Here is a 15,213-nt window from a genome sequence, read left to right as displayed (position 1 = left end):
AGCGGTGTGTCAGTCGACATCTCTGTTGCTGAAACACCGCATTCGCGGGCAAGCCCGCTCCCACATTGGATCTTTAGTGGGCACTAAATCCGGGTTAGACCCTGAATTGATCCATCAATCCCTGCTGCTGATTCGCCAGGCTGTTGAGCGACTGGCTCACCCGCGCCGACTCGTTCGCCTGTCCCGACAGCGATTCGGTCACGTCGCGAATTGTTGCTACGTTATTGTTGATCTCCTCGGCCACCGCGCTTTGCTCTTCGGCCGCCGAGGCGATCTGCAGGTTCATGTCGCTGATCACCGTCACGGCCTCGCCAATCTGGCGCAACGCCGTGACCGCCTGACCCACTTGTTCGACGCTGCCTTGGGCCTGGCGATGGCTGTTGTTCATCGAGCCGACCACGTCCTGGGTGCCGCTCTGCAACTGCTCGATCACCAGTCGGGTTTCTTCGACCGATTCCTGAGTGCGTCGTGCCAGGTTGCGCACTTCGTCAGCCACCACGGCAAAACCACGTCCGGCTTCACCGGCCCGGGCAGCTTCGATGGCGGCGTTGAGCGCCAGCAGGTTGGTCTGTTCGGCGATGGCGCGAATCACTTCCAGCACCGAACCGATTTTCTCGCTGTTCGCCGCCAGGCCTTCGACTTGCACCATCGCTGCGCTCATGTCGGCGGCGAGGTTGTCGATGCTGGTGGTGGTCTGGTCGATCACCGTCAGGCCGCGACGGGTCGCATGATCGGCATCGCGTGCCGCCTGGGCCGCTTGCGCCGCGCTGCGGGCGACGTCCTGGGCGGTGGCGCTCATTTCGTGGGACGCCGTCGCCACTTGGTCGACCTGGCGGTATTGCTGCTCCATGCCGGCGCTGGTCTGGGAGGCGATGGCGGCCGATTGGTCAGCTGTGCTGCGCGCGTCCTGCACCGAGCGTTTGACCTCGGCGATGATCGGTTGCAGCTTGTCGAGGAAACGGTTGAACCAGCCGGCCAACTGCCCCAGCTCATCCTGTTTGTCATAGGCCAGGCGCCGGGTCAGGTCGCCTTCGCCGCTGGCGATGTCTTCGAGCATGTGCGCCACGCCAAGGATCGGCCTGGTCACGCTGCGGGCCATCAGCCACACCAGCAACAAGCCAATCAGCGCGGCGAGCACGCCCAGGCCGAGCTCGACCAGCGTGCCGGACCGGTTGCTGTCGTCGAGTTGTTTTTTCAGGGCATCGGCGGGGCCGACCAGGACTTTTTCCGGCACGTCGAGCAACACGCCCCAGGGCTTGCCACCGGGAATCGGCAGGAACGGCGACAGTACTTTGAGTTGATGATCATTGTGCAGGCTTTCGGTTTTGCTGCTGGCGGCAAGCAGGCGAATCAGCTCGGCGCCGTTGGTCTTGTCCACGGCGTCCAGGCGCTGGCTGAGTTTGCTGGCGTCCGGGCTGTAACCCGCGAGCAGGCCGACCGGGCTGATGATGCTGACGCTGGTCTGACCGTCGTAGAGCTTTTTACTGGCGCCCTGGCTCATGGCTTGCAGGCTGTTGAGGTTGATGTCCACCGACAGCGAGGCGATGACTTTGCCGTTGACTATCAGCGGGAACACGATGCTGGTCATCAACACGTTCTGGCCGTCGATCGCATAGAAGTACGGTTCGATCACGCAGGGCTTGAGCGTGGTGCGCGGGCAGGTGAACCAGGCGTTGGCCGGCTCGCCGCTGGGGCCGGTGCTGGTGTCGGCCATGTCACTTTCCGGCAGCGCCATGGAGGTGACCTTGCCCGGCGTCGGTTGCGACCAGTACAGGGCAAACCGACCCTTGTCGTTGCTGCCCAGCTCCGCCTGGCCTGCGAACAGCTCATCCTTGCCATCCAGCGCGTTGGCTTCGAACACCAGGGACAGGCCGAGTAGTTCGGGGTTGGCCTGCAGCGCCGATTTGACCTGGCGGGTCAGGTCTTCACGCAGGTCGAAGGCGTCCAGAAAACGCTTCTCGGCTTGATCGCGCAGGAACAGCACCTGCCGCGAAAAACCATGACCATATTGATAGGCGTCCATGAACTGCTGGCGAATCCCCAGCGCCTGGTTTTCACCTTGGGATTCAATCCGGGCCTGCGCGGCCTCGGTGAGCATCTCCATGCTTGAGGCTTTCACCATCTCGGAGCTGTGCTCCATGCGGTACAGCGAAAGACCCACCAGCAGGGTCACGATGCCGGCCAGGCACAGTCCGGCCAGCAGGGTGATTTTCCATTGAATGGAAAGTTGTCTGAGCGACATGGAGACGTCCTTATTCGATAAATATCTGAGACTTTGCACTGTAGCGGCCGTAAATCCGCTTTCTTTAAACCCCGTGATCCCCTTGTAGGAGCTCCTACAAGGATTTGAGTCGGCTTTGACAAGGCGGCACTGGTCCGGCACAGTGCGCGCCCTCTAATAAAACCCATTCCTTGATCCGCTGGCGGCTCTTCGCAGACTGCCGGCTGAGCTCATTTCGCTTGCCTTGAGGTAACGATGATTAATGCTGTAATTGCTGCGGTCGGCGTCATGCTGATCCTCAGCCTGTCCCGCGTGCACGTCGTGATCGCACTGATCGTCGGCGCGCTGGTGGGTGGTTTGACCGGTGGCCTGGGCATCGACGCCACCCTCAAAGCCTTCAACAGCGGCCTCGGCGGCGGCGCGACGGTGGCATTGTCATACGCCTTGCTCGGGGCATTCGCCGTGGCGATTGCCAAGTCCGGCCTGGCCCATGCGCTGGCGGACAAGGCATTGGCGATGGTCGATCGCCAGCACGCCAGCGGTGGCCGCCAGGTCAAGTGGCTGCTGATCGGTCTGCTCTGGGTGGTGGCTATCGCATCGCAGAACATCCTGCCGATACATATCGCCTTTATTCCGTTGCTGGTGCCGCCGCTGCTTTATGTATTGACCCGGCTGCAACTGGATCGCCGGTTGATCGCCTGCGTCATGACCTTCGGCCTGATCACGCCGTACATGTTCTTGCCGGTGGGCTTTGGCAACATATTCCTCAATGAAATCCTGCTGGCCAACGTGGCCCGCAGCGGCGTCGACATCACCGGCATCAATGTCACCCATGCCATGGGTATTCCGGCTCTGGGCATGGTCGTGGGGCTGGCGGCAGCCTTTATCAGCTACCGCAAAAAGCGCGTCTACGACCTGGAAAAGATCGAACAAGTCGAGCAAGTGGCGGTTGAGTACAACCCGCTGAGCCTGATGGTCGCCGGTGTCGCTATCGCAGCGGCGTTCATCATTCAGTTGCTGCTGGACTCAATGATCATCGGTGCGCTCGCCGGTTTTCTGATCTTCTCCGTCTCGGGCATCGTGAAGTGGCGCGACACGGACGACCTGTTCACCGAAGGCATGAAAATGATGGCGATGATCGGTTTCATCATGATCGCCGCTTCAGGGTTTGCCGAAGTGATGAAGGCCACCGGTGAGGTGCAAACCCTGGTCGAGGCGTCGGCGTCGTGGATCGATCACAGCAAAGGCGTGGGGGCATTGCTGATGTTGCTGGTCGGCCTGCTGGTGACGATGGGCATCGGCTCGTCGTTTTCCACCGTGCCGATCCTGGCGGCGATTTTCGTGCCGTTGTGCGTGCAGCTGGGCTTCAGCCCGATTGCGATCGTGTGCATCGTCGGCACGGCCGGCGCCTTGGGCGACGCCGGTTCGCCGGCCTCGGACTCGACGCTGGGCCCGACCTCCGGCCTGAACATCGACGGCCAGCATCACCACATCTGGGACACCGTGGTGCCGACCTTCCTGCACTACAACCTGCCGCTGCTGGCGTTTGGCTGGGTCGCCGCGATGGTTCTGTAACACCTCTAACCCTGTGGGAGCGGGCTTGCCCGCGATGGCGGCCTTTCAGTCACATTGATACTGAATGTACCGACGCTATCGCGGGCAAGCCCGCTCCCACAGGTTCAAAGTGACCCTGACTCAACTTTTGGTCCGGCGTGCCGTTACAGCCTTTAACCACGCCAATAAAATCAAAAGAGTGAACCGTCATGCGCCTGAGCCTGAAGGCTAAAGTCCTGTCCCTTGCCGTCCTCCCGGTGTTGCTCTTTGCGCTGGTCATCAGCCTGACCACGTTGTTCATTCTGCAGGAACAGGCCCGCAAGGAAGTCGAGGAAACGCGCCAGCGTCTGCTCAGCGATGCCAAGGCCACCCTGCAAAGCTACGTCGCGGTCGCCATGACCACGATCAAACCGTTGTACGACGCGGCCGCCCAGGGCGATAACGCGGCGCGGGCCCAGGCGATCAAGCTGCTGTCGAGCATCACCTACGGCAAGGACGGCTACTTCTTCGGCTATGACTCCAACACCGTGCGCCTGTTCAAGGCCAACAGCCCCGATGGCGTGGGCCAGAGCTTCAAGGACAACCGCGACCCGAACGGCGTCTACGTCAACCGTGACCTGGTGAACGTCGCCAAGGACGGCACTCACTACCTGCAATACAGCTCGCCATTGCCTGGCAACACCCAAGTGCTGGTGCCCAAGCTCGGTTACACCGAATACCTGCCCAAGTGGGACATGGCGGTCGGCACCTCGGTCAACCTTGACGGCATCGAAGCGCAAGTCGCCCTGGTGGAGGCCAAGGTCCAGGAACGCATGGAAGGCGTGGTGCTGAGCATCGTCGGGATTGCCGTGGTGGTGCTGTTGGTGATCGCAGCCGCCGGGATGCTGCTGGCCAATACCATTCTGCGTCCGCTGAACCTGATGAAAGCCAACCTCGATGACATCGCGGCGGGCGAGGGCGACTTGACCCGTCGCCTGACCATCACCAGCCAGGATGAACTCGGCGAACTGGCCGGCTCGTTCAACCGTTTCGTCGACAAGATCCACGGCCTGGTGCGCCAGATCACCGAAATGACTTCGCAGCTGACCGGCCTGGTGACTCAGGTCTCCGATCAGGCCCAGCGTTCGGATCAGGCGATGGAGCGTCAGCGCCACGAGACCGATCAGGTCGCCACGGCGATCAACGAAATGTCGGCGGCGGCGCAGGAAGTGGCGAAAAGTGCACAAAATGCAGCGGTCGCGGCCCAGCAAACCGACGAGGAAGGCCAGGCTGCCAAGCGTGTGGTGGCGGGCAGCATTGTGAAAATTCATGCGTTGGTGGACGACATTCGCAGCAGCGGCGTGTCCCTCGACAGCCTGCAAAAAGACGTGTCGTCGATTGTCAGCGTGCTGGGGGTGATTCGCTCGATTGCCGAGCAGACCAACCTGCTGGCGCTGAACGCTGCGATTGAAGCAGCGCGCGCCGGCGAAGCGGGACGTGGTTTTGCGGTGGTGGCCGACGAAGTGCGGGCGCTGGCCAGTCGCACGCAGATCAGCACCCAGGAAATCCAGGGCATGATCGACCGTTTGCAGGCCGGGACTCAATCGGCGGTGGAAGCGATGCGTCGTTCCAGTGAAGCGGGCGATGGCACCTCGGCCCAGGCCAATGAGGCCGGCGCATCGCTGGACACCATGGCCCAGTTGATCGGCACCATCAACTCGATGAACGCGCAGATTGCCAGCGCGGCGGAAGAACAGACCGCCGTGGCCGAAGAGATCAACCGCAGCGTGCACCAGATTGCCGTGGCGGTGGACAGTGTCGCCGACGAAACCCAACTCGGCGCCCAGACCTCGCGCAGCCTCGCCGACCTCGGTCAGCGCCTGGGTAAACTGGTCGGACAGTTCCGAATCTGACACCCCGAAGAACCTGTGGGAGCGGGCTTGCCCGCGATGGCGTCAGTTCAGTCGACATCAGTGTCCGTTGTGCTGGCCTCATCGCGGGCAAGCCCGCTCCCACAAGGGGATGTGGTATCAGGGTCTGTCCCAGTAGGGCACTGTGCCGAAGCATTCCACAAAGAAGTCGATGACTGTCCGCACCTTCACCGACAACCGCCGACTACCGGGCCACAGCACCGCAATCTGCTGCGGCTCAAGGCTGTTGGACACCTGATAGTCCGCAAGTACCGGCACCAGCGTGCCGCTGCGCACCGCTTCACCAATCAGCCACGACGGAAACATCACCAGCCCCAGCCCCTGTTCAGCGGCCTGGGTGAGTGTGTCGGCGTGGTTGCCGGTGATCGGTCCTTTCACCGAGTAGGGCGTCCAGTCCTGCTGGTCCTGGCGGAAAAACCAGCGCTGTTGGCCCGTCACGCCTTTGTAGGCCAGGCATTGATGCGCCGCCAGATCCTCGGGATGTCGCGGCGTGCCGTGGCGTTGCAGATAGGCCGGGCTGGCGGCGACTTGAAAGCGGTGCGGCGCGAGGATGCGCGCCTGCATGCTCGAATCGTGCAACGGGCCGATGCGAAACAGCAGGTCGGCGCCTTCCTGTAATGGGTCGATGTAGCTGTCGGTCTGCTGGATATCCAATTGCAGTTTCGGGTAGCGCTCGCACAGCTGCCCCAGCCACGGCGTGAGATGGCGCTGCCCGAACACCACCGGCGCGTTGATCCGTACCAGTCCGCTCGGTTCGCTTTGCTGTTCCTGCAAGGCTTGCTCGGCTTCTTCCAGTTGCACCAGCACCAGTCGCGCGTGATGGCCCAGCATGCGCCCGGCTTCGGTGGGCGTGACGGCGCGCGTATGGCGATAGAGCAATTGCTGGTTCAAGGCCTGTTCCATCAACTGGATCTGCCGGGAAATCGAAGAGGGCGCCAGGCCTTCGCGGCGGGCGACTTCGGAAAAACTGCCGTGGTCGAGCACCGCGACAAACAGCCGGAGTGCCTTGAATCCCAGTTCGTTGAGGCCGTGCATAGTTATCCTGCTGTGCGGTTTACGCAAAAGTGTTGTCAGGATGCTCCCATTTATCGCAAAGGATCGCCAGCCGATAATGCGCGCCATCCGGCGGGTTAACGCCTTAACACCGCAGATCCCTGTGGGAGCCGGGCTTGCCCGCGATGGCGGTGTTTCAGGCGCCGCAATATCAACTGATAGACCGTCATCGCGGGCAAGCCCGCTCCCACAGTTCAGCGACTTAACTGATTACTGGCAGGTTTTCCTTATGCAAGCTTCTTCAATCGACATCGCTGCGACGCCAGCGACCAACCCCGGGCTGCGCCTGTTGTTGCTGCCGCTGGTGATCCTGGCGGGCATGGGCCTTTCCGTGGAGGCCGGTCTGCTTGGCCCGCTCGGGGTTCAGGTCGGGCATTTATGGGCGACGTTGAGCATCTTCGGCGTGGGTTCGGCGATTCTGTTCTTGCTGCTGTTGTTCAGCGGCAAGCAACAGGGACCGGCCTTGAACACCTTGCCGCGCTGGCAGTTGATCGGCGGTTTCCTTGGGCCGATCTACGTGGTGGTGCTGACCATGGCCACGCCGCACATCGGTATTGCCATGACGATGATCGCGATCCTCTCCGGGCAGGTCGGCAAAAGCGTGTTGATCGACCACTTCGGCTGGTTCGGCACCGCGCGCAAAAAGGTCAACGGTGAACGTTGGCTGGCCTTGCTGCTGATTGTCGCGGCACTTGTTCTGATCGCTCGGGGTTGATGATGAATCTGATTATTTTGTTGGCGGTGGTCGTGGCCGCCGGTGCGGTGTTGAGTGTTCAGGCGGCGATTAACGGGCGTCTGGGCGAAACCGTTGGTGTGTTGCGCAGCAGTTTGCTGACCTTTGCGGTCGGCGCGGTGGTCACCGGGTTGCTGATCCTGTTTTTCGAACCGGCCCATGCCGTCAGCCTGCTGGACGTGCCGAAATGGCAGCTCAGCGGCGCGCTGTTCGGCGTGGTCTACATGATGGTCATGGTCGGCGCGGTGCCGCGCGTCGGCACGGCGGTGGCGACCGTGGCAGTGATTCTCGGGCAACTGGGCATGGGGATGTTGATCGATAACTTCGGCTGGCTGGGCAATCCGGCGATCGAGTTGTCGAGCAGCCGGATCGTGGCAATGGCGTGTCTCGCGCTGGCCTTGTTCTTCATGTACCGCAGCAACACCCGTCAGGCCTGACGCCGGACTCCTTGACGAGCGCTGTAGGAGCTGTCGAGTGAAACGAGGCTGCGATCTTTTAAAAAACCAACGTCAAAAGATCGCAGCCTCGTTTCACTCGACAGCTCCTACACTGGTATGACGGTGCCAGCGATTGCGCACCCGACGACCACCACACATGGAGTCAGGCTCATGATCAGCAGTGACAGTACCTGCGACTGCCCCAAATGCTCATGCAAACTGGGCGAACATCCGATAGCGCGTCACGGCAAGCACTATTGCTGTGAAGCGTGCGCCAAGCACCACGAACATGGCGAAGAGTGCGCGAGCAAAGGCTGCAAGTGCGCCCACGCCAAATAACTCATCAACGCAATACGAAAAGTGGAGCCGCCCTGGCTCCACTTTTTTTATGTCTGTTTTCCCCTTTTTTCGAGCTTCAGCCAGCCGGTCGCCAGGTCACGTTTTCGATCCCGAACTTTTCCGCCAGCGGCTTGCTGGTTTTTTGCACCTTCTCCCGGCCAAAGCGAGGGATTCGTCCGACGCCGGCGTCACAACTGGCCCAATGCCAAGCTTCCGCGTTGTCCATCTTGTCCAGGCGGATAATGAATGACTTGGGAACGCCATGAAGGGTGTATTCGATGACGAAAAGTTTTGCGTTGTTCATAAAGCCCGTATTCCTCCCTGTGGTAATAGAAGGATCGTCCGGCTAGCGGAAAATTCACTTGGATTGGCGGACGGCTGCCGCCAGTGGCGACAATGCTGGTGGCTCGTTACCATGCAAACACCTGAATTCCCCAATGATCATTGCCCATGGCCCTTGCTGCCCCTCCAGATCTGAGTGACACCGATGTCCCCGTGCAACCGCTGGCACGGACCTACCCGCGTGGCTTGTACATCGAGCCGCACCAGCATGACTGGGGCCAGCTGCTGTACGCGATGAGCGGGGTCATGTGGGTTGAAACGCCCCATGAAGCGCTGGTGGTGCCACCGCAGCGGGCGGTGTGGCTGCCACCGGGCGTGCCCCACGGGATTCGCGTGGTCTCGGACCTGCAGATGCGCAATATCTACCTGCGGCCCTCACTGGCCGCCACGCTGGATGACAGTGTTCAAGTGATTGAAGTCGGCGGCCTGCTGCGGGAGCTGATCGTCGGGCTGGTGGAGCAGGGCGATGATGGCGCACCCGAGTATTACGAAGCGCTGGTCGGCCTGGCACTGCTGGAGCTTAGACGGGCCAGGCGTTCGCGGCTGAAAATCCCCTTGCCGGGTGAGTCCGAGCGACGGTTGATGAACCTGTGTCAGGCGGTCATGGCCGCGCCCTCGCTGGACATCCCCTTCGAACAGCACGCGGAAAATGCCGGGGCCAGCGTGCGTACCCTCGCGCGGCTGTTCAAGGATGGCCTGGGCATGGGCTTCGCTGAATGGCGGCGGCAGGTGCAACTGGCGACGGCAGCGGCAGAATTGATCCAGGGCGTGCCGGTCAGCACGATTGCCCGGGAACTGGGCTATTCACCGAGCAGCTTCAGCGACATGTTCCGCCGGGAACTGGGTGTCGTGCCTTCGCAGTTTTCGGCGAGTCAACGTCAGGCGTGAAGATGTTTTGGCCGATATTCAGAAGCACTTGGCCGATGCCCGCCGTCACCTCGCTCTAGACTTCAGGCATACCTTTTTTGCCCTCGGAGTCTGCCATGAGCTACCTCATCTCGCTGGTCATCGGTCTGGGCGTCGGCCTGGTGTACGGCGCCCTGGATTTTCGTTCTCCCGCACCACCGGCCATTGCGCTGGTGGGCCTGCTGGGCATGCTCGCCGGTGAGAAGTTGTGGCCCATGGGCCGGCAACTGGTCAGCGGCTGGATCTCCTGAACCCCTTCCTTGATGCGATGGACACTCCCATGAAAGCACTGCAATTCGACAAGACCGGCGATCTCTCGGCCTTGCGCTATGTCGATGTTCCAACCCCCGTTCCCGGCGCCGATGAAGTGCTGGTCCAGATCAAGGCCGCTGGCCTGAATCCCAGCGACGTGAAGAACGTGCTCGGGCGTTTCCCCTATACCACCTTGCCGCGCATTCCCGGGCGCGATTTCGCCGGTGTGGTGGTTGAAGGGCCCGAGGGGCTGATCGGTCAAGAGGTCTGGGGCACCGGTCGCGAGCTGGGTTTTTTTGCCGACGGGTCGCATGCGCAGTTCGTCAAGCTGCCGGCCAATGGCGTGGCGCTCAAACCCACTCATCTGAGCTTCGCCCAGGCCGCCAGCCTCGGTGTGCCCTACACCACGGCGTGGGATGCATTGGAGCGCAGTCTGGTAACGGCGCAAACGCGGCTATTGGTGATCGGTGGCGGGGCGGTGGGCAGTGCCGCGCTGGCGCTGGCCAAGGTGCGTGGCGCCCAGGTGCTGGCAGCGGCGCGGCGCCCCGAGCAGGTAAAGGATTTGCAGGCGCAGGGTTATCAGACGTTGCAACTGGATAAGCCCGAAGAGTTGGGGGCGCAGGTCAACGCCGTGTATACCGGCGGTGCCGACGTGATTTTCGACACCACGGGCTTCTGGCTGCCGGCCTCGGTCCCGGCGCTGGCCGCGTTCGGGCGCATCGCAATCATCGCCGCGCCGGTGGACGGCATGGTGCAGCTGCCAGCGTTGGCGCTGTATCGCAAGGGCGGTTCGGTGGTGGGGATCAATTCGTTGCTGTATGGCGTCCAGGCGTGTGCGGCGATGCTGGATCAGTTCGGCAAATTCTTTGATCAGGGGTTGCTGCCGTTGCCCGAGGGCCTGCTTGAATCGCCGTTGGCACAAGGGCTGGATCGGTATGCCGAAGTGAACCAGGGCAGTGGCGACAAAGTGATTCTCTTGCCCTGACCCAATCAAAATGTGGGAGTGAGCCTGCTCGCTCCCACAGGGGGATCTGTGTTGTGAGATCAAGCGTCGGGAACACCGTTCTCCCACGCCGACCAATTATTCAAAATCTCCTGCACCAACGGATTCCCGGTCCGGTACAGGTTCTCCAGCGCCGGCACGAATCCGCCCTGATCGGCGTACTTGAGCAGGTTATCCACTTCGCTCTGGCCCGGTGCCGGTCGATCGAAATCGGAGCCGGCGCGCACCACCGCCAGACGCTGGACGTCCACCAGCCCCTCGCGACTGGCCCGCAACAGCGCTTCATACGTGGAACTGTCTTCCTGCTGCGTCGTGCAGTATTCGCCTTTATTGTCCGTCAGCAACCGGGTCCAGACTTCGGCGCGCTCGCTCAAGCGTGTCCCGGAAAACCAGGTGTTGCCCGCCAGCGTGTCGCATTGCGTCACCACCGGCGGTTGATTGGCTGGGGGCGACGGATACTTCATGCGCCAGGTGGCCGACTCTTTACTCTCGCTCAACTGGACGTTGTGCGACAGGGCGAACGCCTTGGCCTGCAATTTCGGATTGAGCTCGAAGACTTCGGTCTTGTAGTCCAGCGGCGGTTTTTCGTTCGGGCCTTTGGTGTTGATGCCGATATACCCGGTCGGCCAGTCTTTCGGCGCGTCTCGCGAATCCACTTCCCACTGGGTGCCGAACTCCACCAGATAGTGCGCCCACGCGGCGGTGCCGATGGTTCCGTGCTTGGGGCTGATGCCGGCAATCCCGGCGATCAGGAAATAGCTTTTACGCAGGTCGAATTTCGGCGACAGGGCCAAGGCCAGTGTCGACGCGGCGGCGTTGGTCTGGCCCATGCCGGTGACCATCAGGCACACCTGTTGCGTGTTGCAGCGAATCGTCGGGTACTCGGCGGACAGGCCTGGCACTCGAACTTCCTGCCTGAGTTCCAGACGATCGATCCAGTGTTGCGCCTCGGGGGCGAACATGGTGATCAGCAGCACTTTCGGCTGGATCGGTGTTTCACTCGCCCAGGCCGTGGAAGAGAGCAGGGCGGCACAGGCCAGGGAAAGACGCGTCATTGCATTCATAAAACCTCCAGATTCAAACAAGCCTCAGAACTGATAACCGATGCCGGCGTAATAACCCCAGCCGTTGGACCGGGCGCGGAAGTCGCCGTCGCCGAAATTCAACTCGCTGCCATCCTCCCAATTGCCGCCGTTATGGAAATAACGGCCGACCAGGGTGAAACGTAAATGGGTGAACGAATACAGCAAGACGTTGGTGGCGACAGTGGCGTTCGCGGTACGGGCCGGGTTGTCCTTGTGCAGGTCCGAGCCGAAATCGAAGTTGGTGAAACCGATGTACGTCAGCGACGCGCCGTTTTCGAAGCTGCTGATCGGCACGATGTATTTGAGCTGGGCGCGGTAGCCGTCCCACGAGTATTCATTGCTGGCGCCGTAGTTTTCCCATTGGTAACGCCCGTAGAAGTTGGCCGACAGGTTGACCCGCGAATGGGTGTCGATGTCGGTGCCCAAGCCGCTGTAAAGCGTATTGGCGCGGTTGGCGGTGTTGCTGCCATGGTCGTAGATCCAGTCGAACGCGACGTACCATTCCTTGAACGGCCCGACCGCCAGGCTGCGTCCGGCCAGGTAGTCGATGGAGATGCGCGGTTCGTGTTCCATGAACACCGGTGAGCCGTGGTCCCAGACGCCTTTGTCATGGCTGTTGCCGATGTCGAAGATTTTCGGGATGTCGATGTAGCCGTACAACTCGAACGGTCCTTTGCGCCCGAAGTATTCATATTCCAGGTAAATATCGTCGGCCGGCTGCGGACCGAAGCTGATGTCTTTGCTACCGATGACGGTCAGGTCCTGGTTGAACCAGTCCGATAGGTACACGCCTTTTTTCGGGGGGCTGGCTTCGACGCTGAGGGTTTCGCCCTGGGCAGATTCTTCGGTGGCGGCGGGTTGCGCCAAAACGGTGCTGCTGAGTAGTCCTGTAACGCTGGCCAGCAGCAAGGAAACAGCAACAGTGCGCGAGCAAGTCGCGCGGCTGGACATGCGGTGCATTAAAAGTCCCTTTTCGTGCGGATCGAAAGCCCGGTTCTGCGGGCTGGGTGCGGTTTGGTTGCGAACATGCCGGTATTGGCTGTTCGCAAACGTTTGCACAACGCATACCAGTTTTGCTCAAGGCATGGAAAAGACAGGGAAATAAGGCATTTAACTGTCACTTCGATCAGGTTCAGGCGCCAATGCACTCGACAGCTCCTACACAGGGAGCGTTACGATTTGCATGGGTCGTCAGTGCTAGACTCGATCGCATTGACTTCAGAGGTATTGCCCCATGAGTGAACCGATTCGTCTGACCCAGTACAGCCACGGCGCAGGGTGTGGCTGCAAGATTTCACCACAGGTGCTGGAGGTGATTCTGGCGGGCAGCGGGGCGCAGAACCTTGACCCGAACCTCTGGGTCGGCAACGCCTCGCGCGATGACGCCGCGGTGTATGCCATCGATGAAGAACGTGGCGTAGTCTCCACTACCGACTTCTTCATGCCGATCGTCGATGACCCGTTCGATTTCGGTCGCATCGCGGCGACCAACGCCATCAGCGATATCTACGCCATGGGCGGCGATCCGCTGATGGCGATTGCGATCCTGGGCTGGCCGGTCGATAAGCTGGCGCCGGAGATCGCGCGTGAAGTGATTCGCGGCGGGCGCTCAATATGCGACGAGGCTGGCATTCCATTGGCCGGCGGGCATTCCATCGACGCGCCGGAACCGATCTTCGGCCTCGCCGTGACCGGCCTGGTGCAAAAACGCCACATGAAACGCAACGACACCGCCACCGCCGGTTGCCTGCTTTACCTCACCAAACCGCTGGGCATCGGCATCCTCACCACCGCCGAGAAAAAGGGCAAGTTGCGGCATGCCGACATCGGCCTGGCCCGCGACTGGATGTGCACCCTGAACAAGCCTGGCAGCCGTTTCGGCAAGCTTGATGGCGTGACTGCGATGACTGATGTCACCGGTTTTGGTTTGCTCGGGCATCTGGTGGAAATGGCTGACGGCAGCCATCTGACCGCGCGCATTGAATATGAGCGTGTGCCACGTCTGCCGGGCGTCGAGTATTACCTTGAGCAGGGCTGTGTGCCGGGCGGCACGCTACGTAACTTCGACAGCTACGCCAGCAAGCTCGGGCGTCTGCAGGAGCTGCACAAACGGGTGCTGTGTGATCCGCAGACCAGCGGTGGCCTACTGGTTGCTGTCACGCCCGAAGGCAACGAGCAATTCCTCAAAGTGGCCGCCGAATTGGGTCTGATACTTGAGCCAATCGGTGAATTGGTTGAGCGACAGACCCACGCGGTCGAGGTGATTTGATGTCGAACGACTTCACCGACTACCGCGAAATCTTCCTCAACGACCGACCGCTGATGGATGTTCGTGCGCCGGTCGAGTTTTTCAAGGGATCGTTCCCCGGTGTCGTCAATTTGCCGCTGATGAACGACAACGAGCGCCAACGGGTCGGCACCTGCTACAAGCAACACGGCCAGCAAGCGGCAATTACGCTGGGGCATCAGTTGGTGTCTGGCCAGATCAAGGCAGAACGCATCGAGGCCTGGGCCGATTTTGCCCGGGCGCATCCAGAAGGCTATTTGTATTGTTTTCGCGGCGGCTTGCGTTCGCAGATTGCCCAGCAGTGGCTCAAGGACGAAGCCGGGATCGATTATCCGCGAGTGGGTGGCGGCTACAAAGCGATGCGCACCTTCTTGCTCGACACGGTCGAGCAGGCCGTGGCCCAGTGCGATTTCGTGTTGCTGGGCGGCATGACCGGCACGGGCAAGACCGAGGTGCTTTGGCAGTTGAACAATGCGCTGGACCTTGAAGGCCACGCCAATCATCGCGGCTCCAGTTTTGGTAAACGCGCCACCGGCCAACCGTCCAATATCGACTTTGAAAACCGCCTGGCAGTGGACGTGCTGAAAAAGCGCGCCCACGGCATCGAGCAGTTTGTGCTGGAAGACGAGAGCCGCGCGATTGGCAGTTGCGCCTTGCCGTTACCGCTCTACCAGAGCATGCAGCAGTATCCGATGGTCTGGCTGGAAGACAGTCTGGAAGGGCGGGTCGAACGGATCTTGCGCGATTACGTCGTGGACTTGTGTGCCGAGTTCGTCGCGGTACACGGCGAGGAAGGTTTTGCGCTGTTTTCCGAGCGATTGCTGGAAAGCCTGAACAACGTCCAGAAGCGTCTGGGCGGTGAACGGCATCGGCGGATGTTGATCCTGATGGAAGACGCGCTGGCGGAGCAGGCGAGCAGCGGGGCGGTGGATTTGCACCGGGGCTGGATTGAAGGGTTGCTCCGTGAGTATTACGACCCGATGTATGCGTTTCAGCGGGAGAAGAAGGGCGCGCGGATCGAGTTTGCAGGGGAGCGGTGCGCGGTGCTTGAGTACCTTCGAGCGCGGCTTATCAACCGAAAGTAATTGGGT

General features: G+C 61.1%; 14 protein-coding genes and 3 pseudogenes. 11 read left to right on the top strand and 6 right to left on the bottom strand.

Annotated elements, in window-relative coordinates; genetic code table 11:
* Nucleotides 1-94 precede the first annotated feature (94 nt).
* Both BLQ41_RS31475 and BLQ41_RS31470 read right to left on the bottom strand, forming a co-directional pair.
* A pseudogene (locus BLQ41_RS31475) lies at nucleotides 95-688 on the bottom strand (methyl-accepting chemotaxis protein); the annotation flags it as partial.
* A gap of 264 nt (nucleotides 689-952) precedes the next feature.
* Nucleotides 953-2,023, bottom strand: a pseudogene (locus BLQ41_RS31470) (HAMP domain-containing protein); the annotation flags it as partial.
* 456 nt (nucleotides 2,024-2,479) lie between these two features.
* On the opposite strand from BLQ41_RS31470, the gene BLQ41_RS25575 reads away from it, so the two are divergent.
* The 3 genes and pseudogenes from BLQ41_RS25575 (at nucleotide 2,480) to BLQ41_RS31460 (ending at nucleotide 5,667) form a co-directional block, all read left to right on the top strand.
* Nucleotides 2,480-3,796 carry a Na+/H+ antiporter family protein gene (locus BLQ41_RS25575; RefSeq protein WP_167360549.1) on the top strand — a complete coding sequence of 439 codons (1,317 nt, stop codon included), beginning with the start codon at nucleotides 2,480-2,482 and terminating at the stop codon, nucleotides 3,794-3,796.
* Between the two features lie 188 nt (nucleotides 3,797-3,984).
* Nucleotides 3,985-4,761: pseudogene (locus BLQ41_RS31465) on the top strand (cache domain-containing protein); the annotation flags it as partial.
* Nucleotides 4,762-4,845: 84 nt separating this feature from the next.
* Nucleotides 4,846-5,667, top strand: coding sequence for a methyl-accepting chemotaxis protein (locus tag BLQ41_RS31460; RefSeq protein WP_408003521.1), 822 nt, complete (start codon nucleotides 4,846-4,848; stop codon nucleotides 5,665-5,667).
* Between the two features lie 117 nt (nucleotides 5,668-5,784).
* Here the strand turns inward: BLQ41_RS31460 and BLQ41_RS25565 are convergent, their stop codons facing one another.
* Nucleotides 5,785-6,720, bottom strand: a complete 936-nt coding sequence (locus BLQ41_RS25565; protein ID WP_090186074.1) for a LysR family transcriptional regulator — start codon at nucleotides 6,718-6,720, stop codon at nucleotides 5,785-5,787.
* 247 nt (nucleotides 6,721-6,967) lie between these two features.
* On the opposite strand from BLQ41_RS25565, the gene BLQ41_RS25560 reads away from it, so the two are divergent.
* The 3 genes from BLQ41_RS25560 to BLQ41_RS25550 all read left to right on the top strand — a co-directional run bounded on the left by BLQ41_RS25560 (nucleotide 6,968) and on the right by BLQ41_RS25550 (nucleotide 8,247).
* Nucleotides 6,968-7,453 (top strand): DMT family transporter, encoded by a 486-nt coding sequence (locus BLQ41_RS25560; protein WP_090186071.1) that lies wholly within the window; start codon nucleotides 6,968-6,970, stop codon nucleotides 7,451-7,453.
* A gap of 2 nt (nucleotides 7,454-7,455) precedes the next feature.
* Entirely contained in the window at nucleotides 7,456-7,908 is a 453-nt protein-coding gene (locus BLQ41_RS25555) for a DMT family transporter (RefSeq protein WP_090188824.1), read from the top strand.
* Nucleotides 7,909-8,079: 171 nt separating this feature from the next.
* Entirely contained in the window at nucleotides 8,080-8,247 is a 168-nt protein-coding gene (locus tag BLQ41_RS25550) for a metallothionein (RefSeq protein ID WP_090186068.1), read from the top strand.
* Between the two features lie 76 nt (nucleotides 8,248-8,323).
* Here the strand turns inward: BLQ41_RS25550 and BLQ41_RS25545 are convergent, their stop codons facing one another.
* Nucleotides 8,324-8,551 (bottom strand): DUF6555 family protein, encoded by a 228-nt coding sequence (locus BLQ41_RS25545; protein ID WP_090186063.1) that lies wholly within the window; start codon nucleotides 8,549-8,551, stop codon nucleotides 8,324-8,326.
* A 146-nt stretch (nucleotides 8,552-8,697) separates the two neighbouring features.
* Here BLQ41_RS25545 and BLQ41_RS25540 point away from each other — a divergent pair, with 146 nt between their 5' ends.
* The 3 genes from BLQ41_RS25540 (at nucleotide 8,698) to BLQ41_RS25530 (ending at nucleotide 10,732) form a co-directional block, all read left to right on the top strand.
* Nucleotides 8,698-9,477, top strand: coding sequence for an AraC family transcriptional regulator (locus BLQ41_RS25540; RefSeq protein WP_090186057.1), 780 nt, complete (start codon nucleotides 8,698-8,700; stop codon nucleotides 9,475-9,477).
* A gap of 95 nt (nucleotides 9,478-9,572) precedes the next feature.
* The gene (locus tag BLQ41_RS25535) at nucleotides 9,573-9,746 is read left to right on the top strand and encodes a DUF1427 family protein (protein WP_090186053.1); all 174 of its coding nucleotides are present in this window, start codon (nucleotides 9,573-9,575) and stop codon (nucleotides 9,744-9,746) included.
* Between the two features lie 29 nt (nucleotides 9,747-9,775).
* Nucleotides 9,776-10,732 carry a quinone oxidoreductase family protein gene (locus BLQ41_RS25530; RefSeq protein ID WP_090186050.1) on the top strand — a complete coding sequence of 319 codons (957 nt, stop codon included), beginning with the start codon at nucleotides 9,776-9,778 and terminating at the stop codon, nucleotides 10,730-10,732.
* A 59-nt stretch (nucleotides 10,733-10,791) separates the two neighbouring features.
* Here the strand turns inward: BLQ41_RS25530 and BLQ41_RS25525 are convergent, their stop codons facing one another.
* Both BLQ41_RS25525 and BLQ41_RS25520 read right to left on the bottom strand, forming a co-directional pair.
* The gene (locus tag BLQ41_RS25525) at nucleotides 10,792-11,814 is read right to left on the bottom strand and encodes a purine-nucleoside phosphorylase (RefSeq protein ID WP_090186047.1); all 1,023 of its coding nucleotides are present in this window, start codon (nucleotides 11,812-11,814) and stop codon (nucleotides 10,792-10,794) included.
* A 24-nt stretch (nucleotides 11,815-11,838) separates the two neighbouring features.
* Nucleotides 11,839-12,795 carry a nucleoside-specific channel-forming protein Tsx gene (locus BLQ41_RS25520; protein ID WP_090186045.1) on the bottom strand — a complete coding sequence of 319 codons (957 nt, stop codon included), beginning with the start codon at nucleotides 12,793-12,795 and terminating at the stop codon, nucleotides 11,839-11,841.
* Between the two features lie 274 nt (nucleotides 12,796-13,069).
* Between BLQ41_RS25520 and selD the strand changes: the two genes are divergently transcribed.
* Both selD and mnmH read left to right on the top strand, forming a co-directional pair.
* Nucleotides 13,070-14,104, top strand: a complete 1,035-nt coding sequence (selD, locus tag BLQ41_RS25515) for a selenide, water dikinase SelD (RefSeq protein WP_090186042.1) — start codon at nucleotides 13,070-13,072, stop codon at nucleotides 14,102-14,104.
* The gene (gene mnmH, locus BLQ41_RS25510) at nucleotides 14,104-15,207 is read left to right on the top strand and encodes a tRNA 2-selenouridine(34) synthase MnmH (protein WP_090186039.1); all 1,104 of its coding nucleotides are present in this window, start codon (nucleotides 14,104-14,106) and stop codon (nucleotides 15,205-15,207) included. The genes selD and mnmH overlap by 1 nt, the downstream gene beginning before the upstream one ends.
* Nucleotides 15,208-15,213 lie beyond the last annotated feature (6 nt).

Source organism: Pseudomonas arsenicoxydans (assembly GCF_900103875.1).
Classification (GTDB): Bacteria; Pseudomonadota; Gammaproteobacteria; order Pseudomonadales; family Pseudomonadaceae; genus Aquipseudomonas; species Aquipseudomonas arsenicoxydans.
This window is presented reverse-complemented; position numbering and strand designations above follow the sequence as displayed.

Coding starts and splice junctions, on each gene's coding strand:
- selD (WP_090186042.1), top strand. CDS start 13,070: ATGAGTGAACCGATTCGTCTGACCCAGTACAGCCACGGCGCAGGGTGT.
- mnmH (WP_090186039.1), top strand. CDS start 14,104: ATGTCGAACGACTTCACCGACTACCGCGAAATCTTCCTCAACGACCGA.
- BLQ41_RS25545 (WP_090186063.1), bottom strand. CDS start 8,551: ATGAACAACGCAAAACTTTTCGTCATCGAATACACCCTTCATGGCGTT.
- BLQ41_RS25565 (WP_090186074.1), bottom strand. CDS start 6,720: ATGCACGGCCTCAACGAACTGGGATTCAAGGCACTCCGGCTGTTTGTC.
- BLQ41_RS25540 (WP_090186057.1), top strand. CDS start 8,698: ATGGCCCTTGCTGCCCCTCCAGATCTGAGTGACACCGATGTCCCCGTG.
- BLQ41_RS25555 (WP_090188824.1), top strand. CDS start 7,456: ATGAATCTGATTATTTTGTTGGCGGTGGTCGTGGCCGCCGGTGCGGTG.
- BLQ41_RS25535 (WP_090186053.1), top strand. CDS start 9,573: ATGAGCTACCTCATCTCGCTGGTCATCGGTCTGGGCGTCGGCCTGGTG.
- BLQ41_RS25530 (WP_090186050.1), top strand. CDS start 9,776: ATGAAAGCACTGCAATTCGACAAGACCGGCGATCTCTCGGCCTTGCGC.
- BLQ41_RS25525 (WP_090186047.1), bottom strand. CDS start 11,814: ATGAATGCAATGACGCGTCTTTCCCTGGCCTGTGCCGCCCTGCTCTCT.
- BLQ41_RS31460 (WP_408003521.1), top strand. CDS start 4,846: ATGACTTCGCAGCTGACCGGCCTGGTGACTCAGGTCTCCGATCAGGCC.
- BLQ41_RS25520 (WP_090186045.1), bottom strand. CDS start 12,795: ATGCACCGCATGTCCAGCCGCGCGACTTGCTCGCGCACTGTTGCTGTT.
- BLQ41_RS25560 (WP_090186071.1), top strand. CDS start 6,968: ATGCAAGCTTCTTCAATCGACATCGCTGCGACGCCAGCGACCAACCCC.
- BLQ41_RS25550 (WP_090186068.1), top strand. CDS start 8,080: ATGATCAGCAGTGACAGTACCTGCGACTGCCCCAAATGCTCATGCAAA.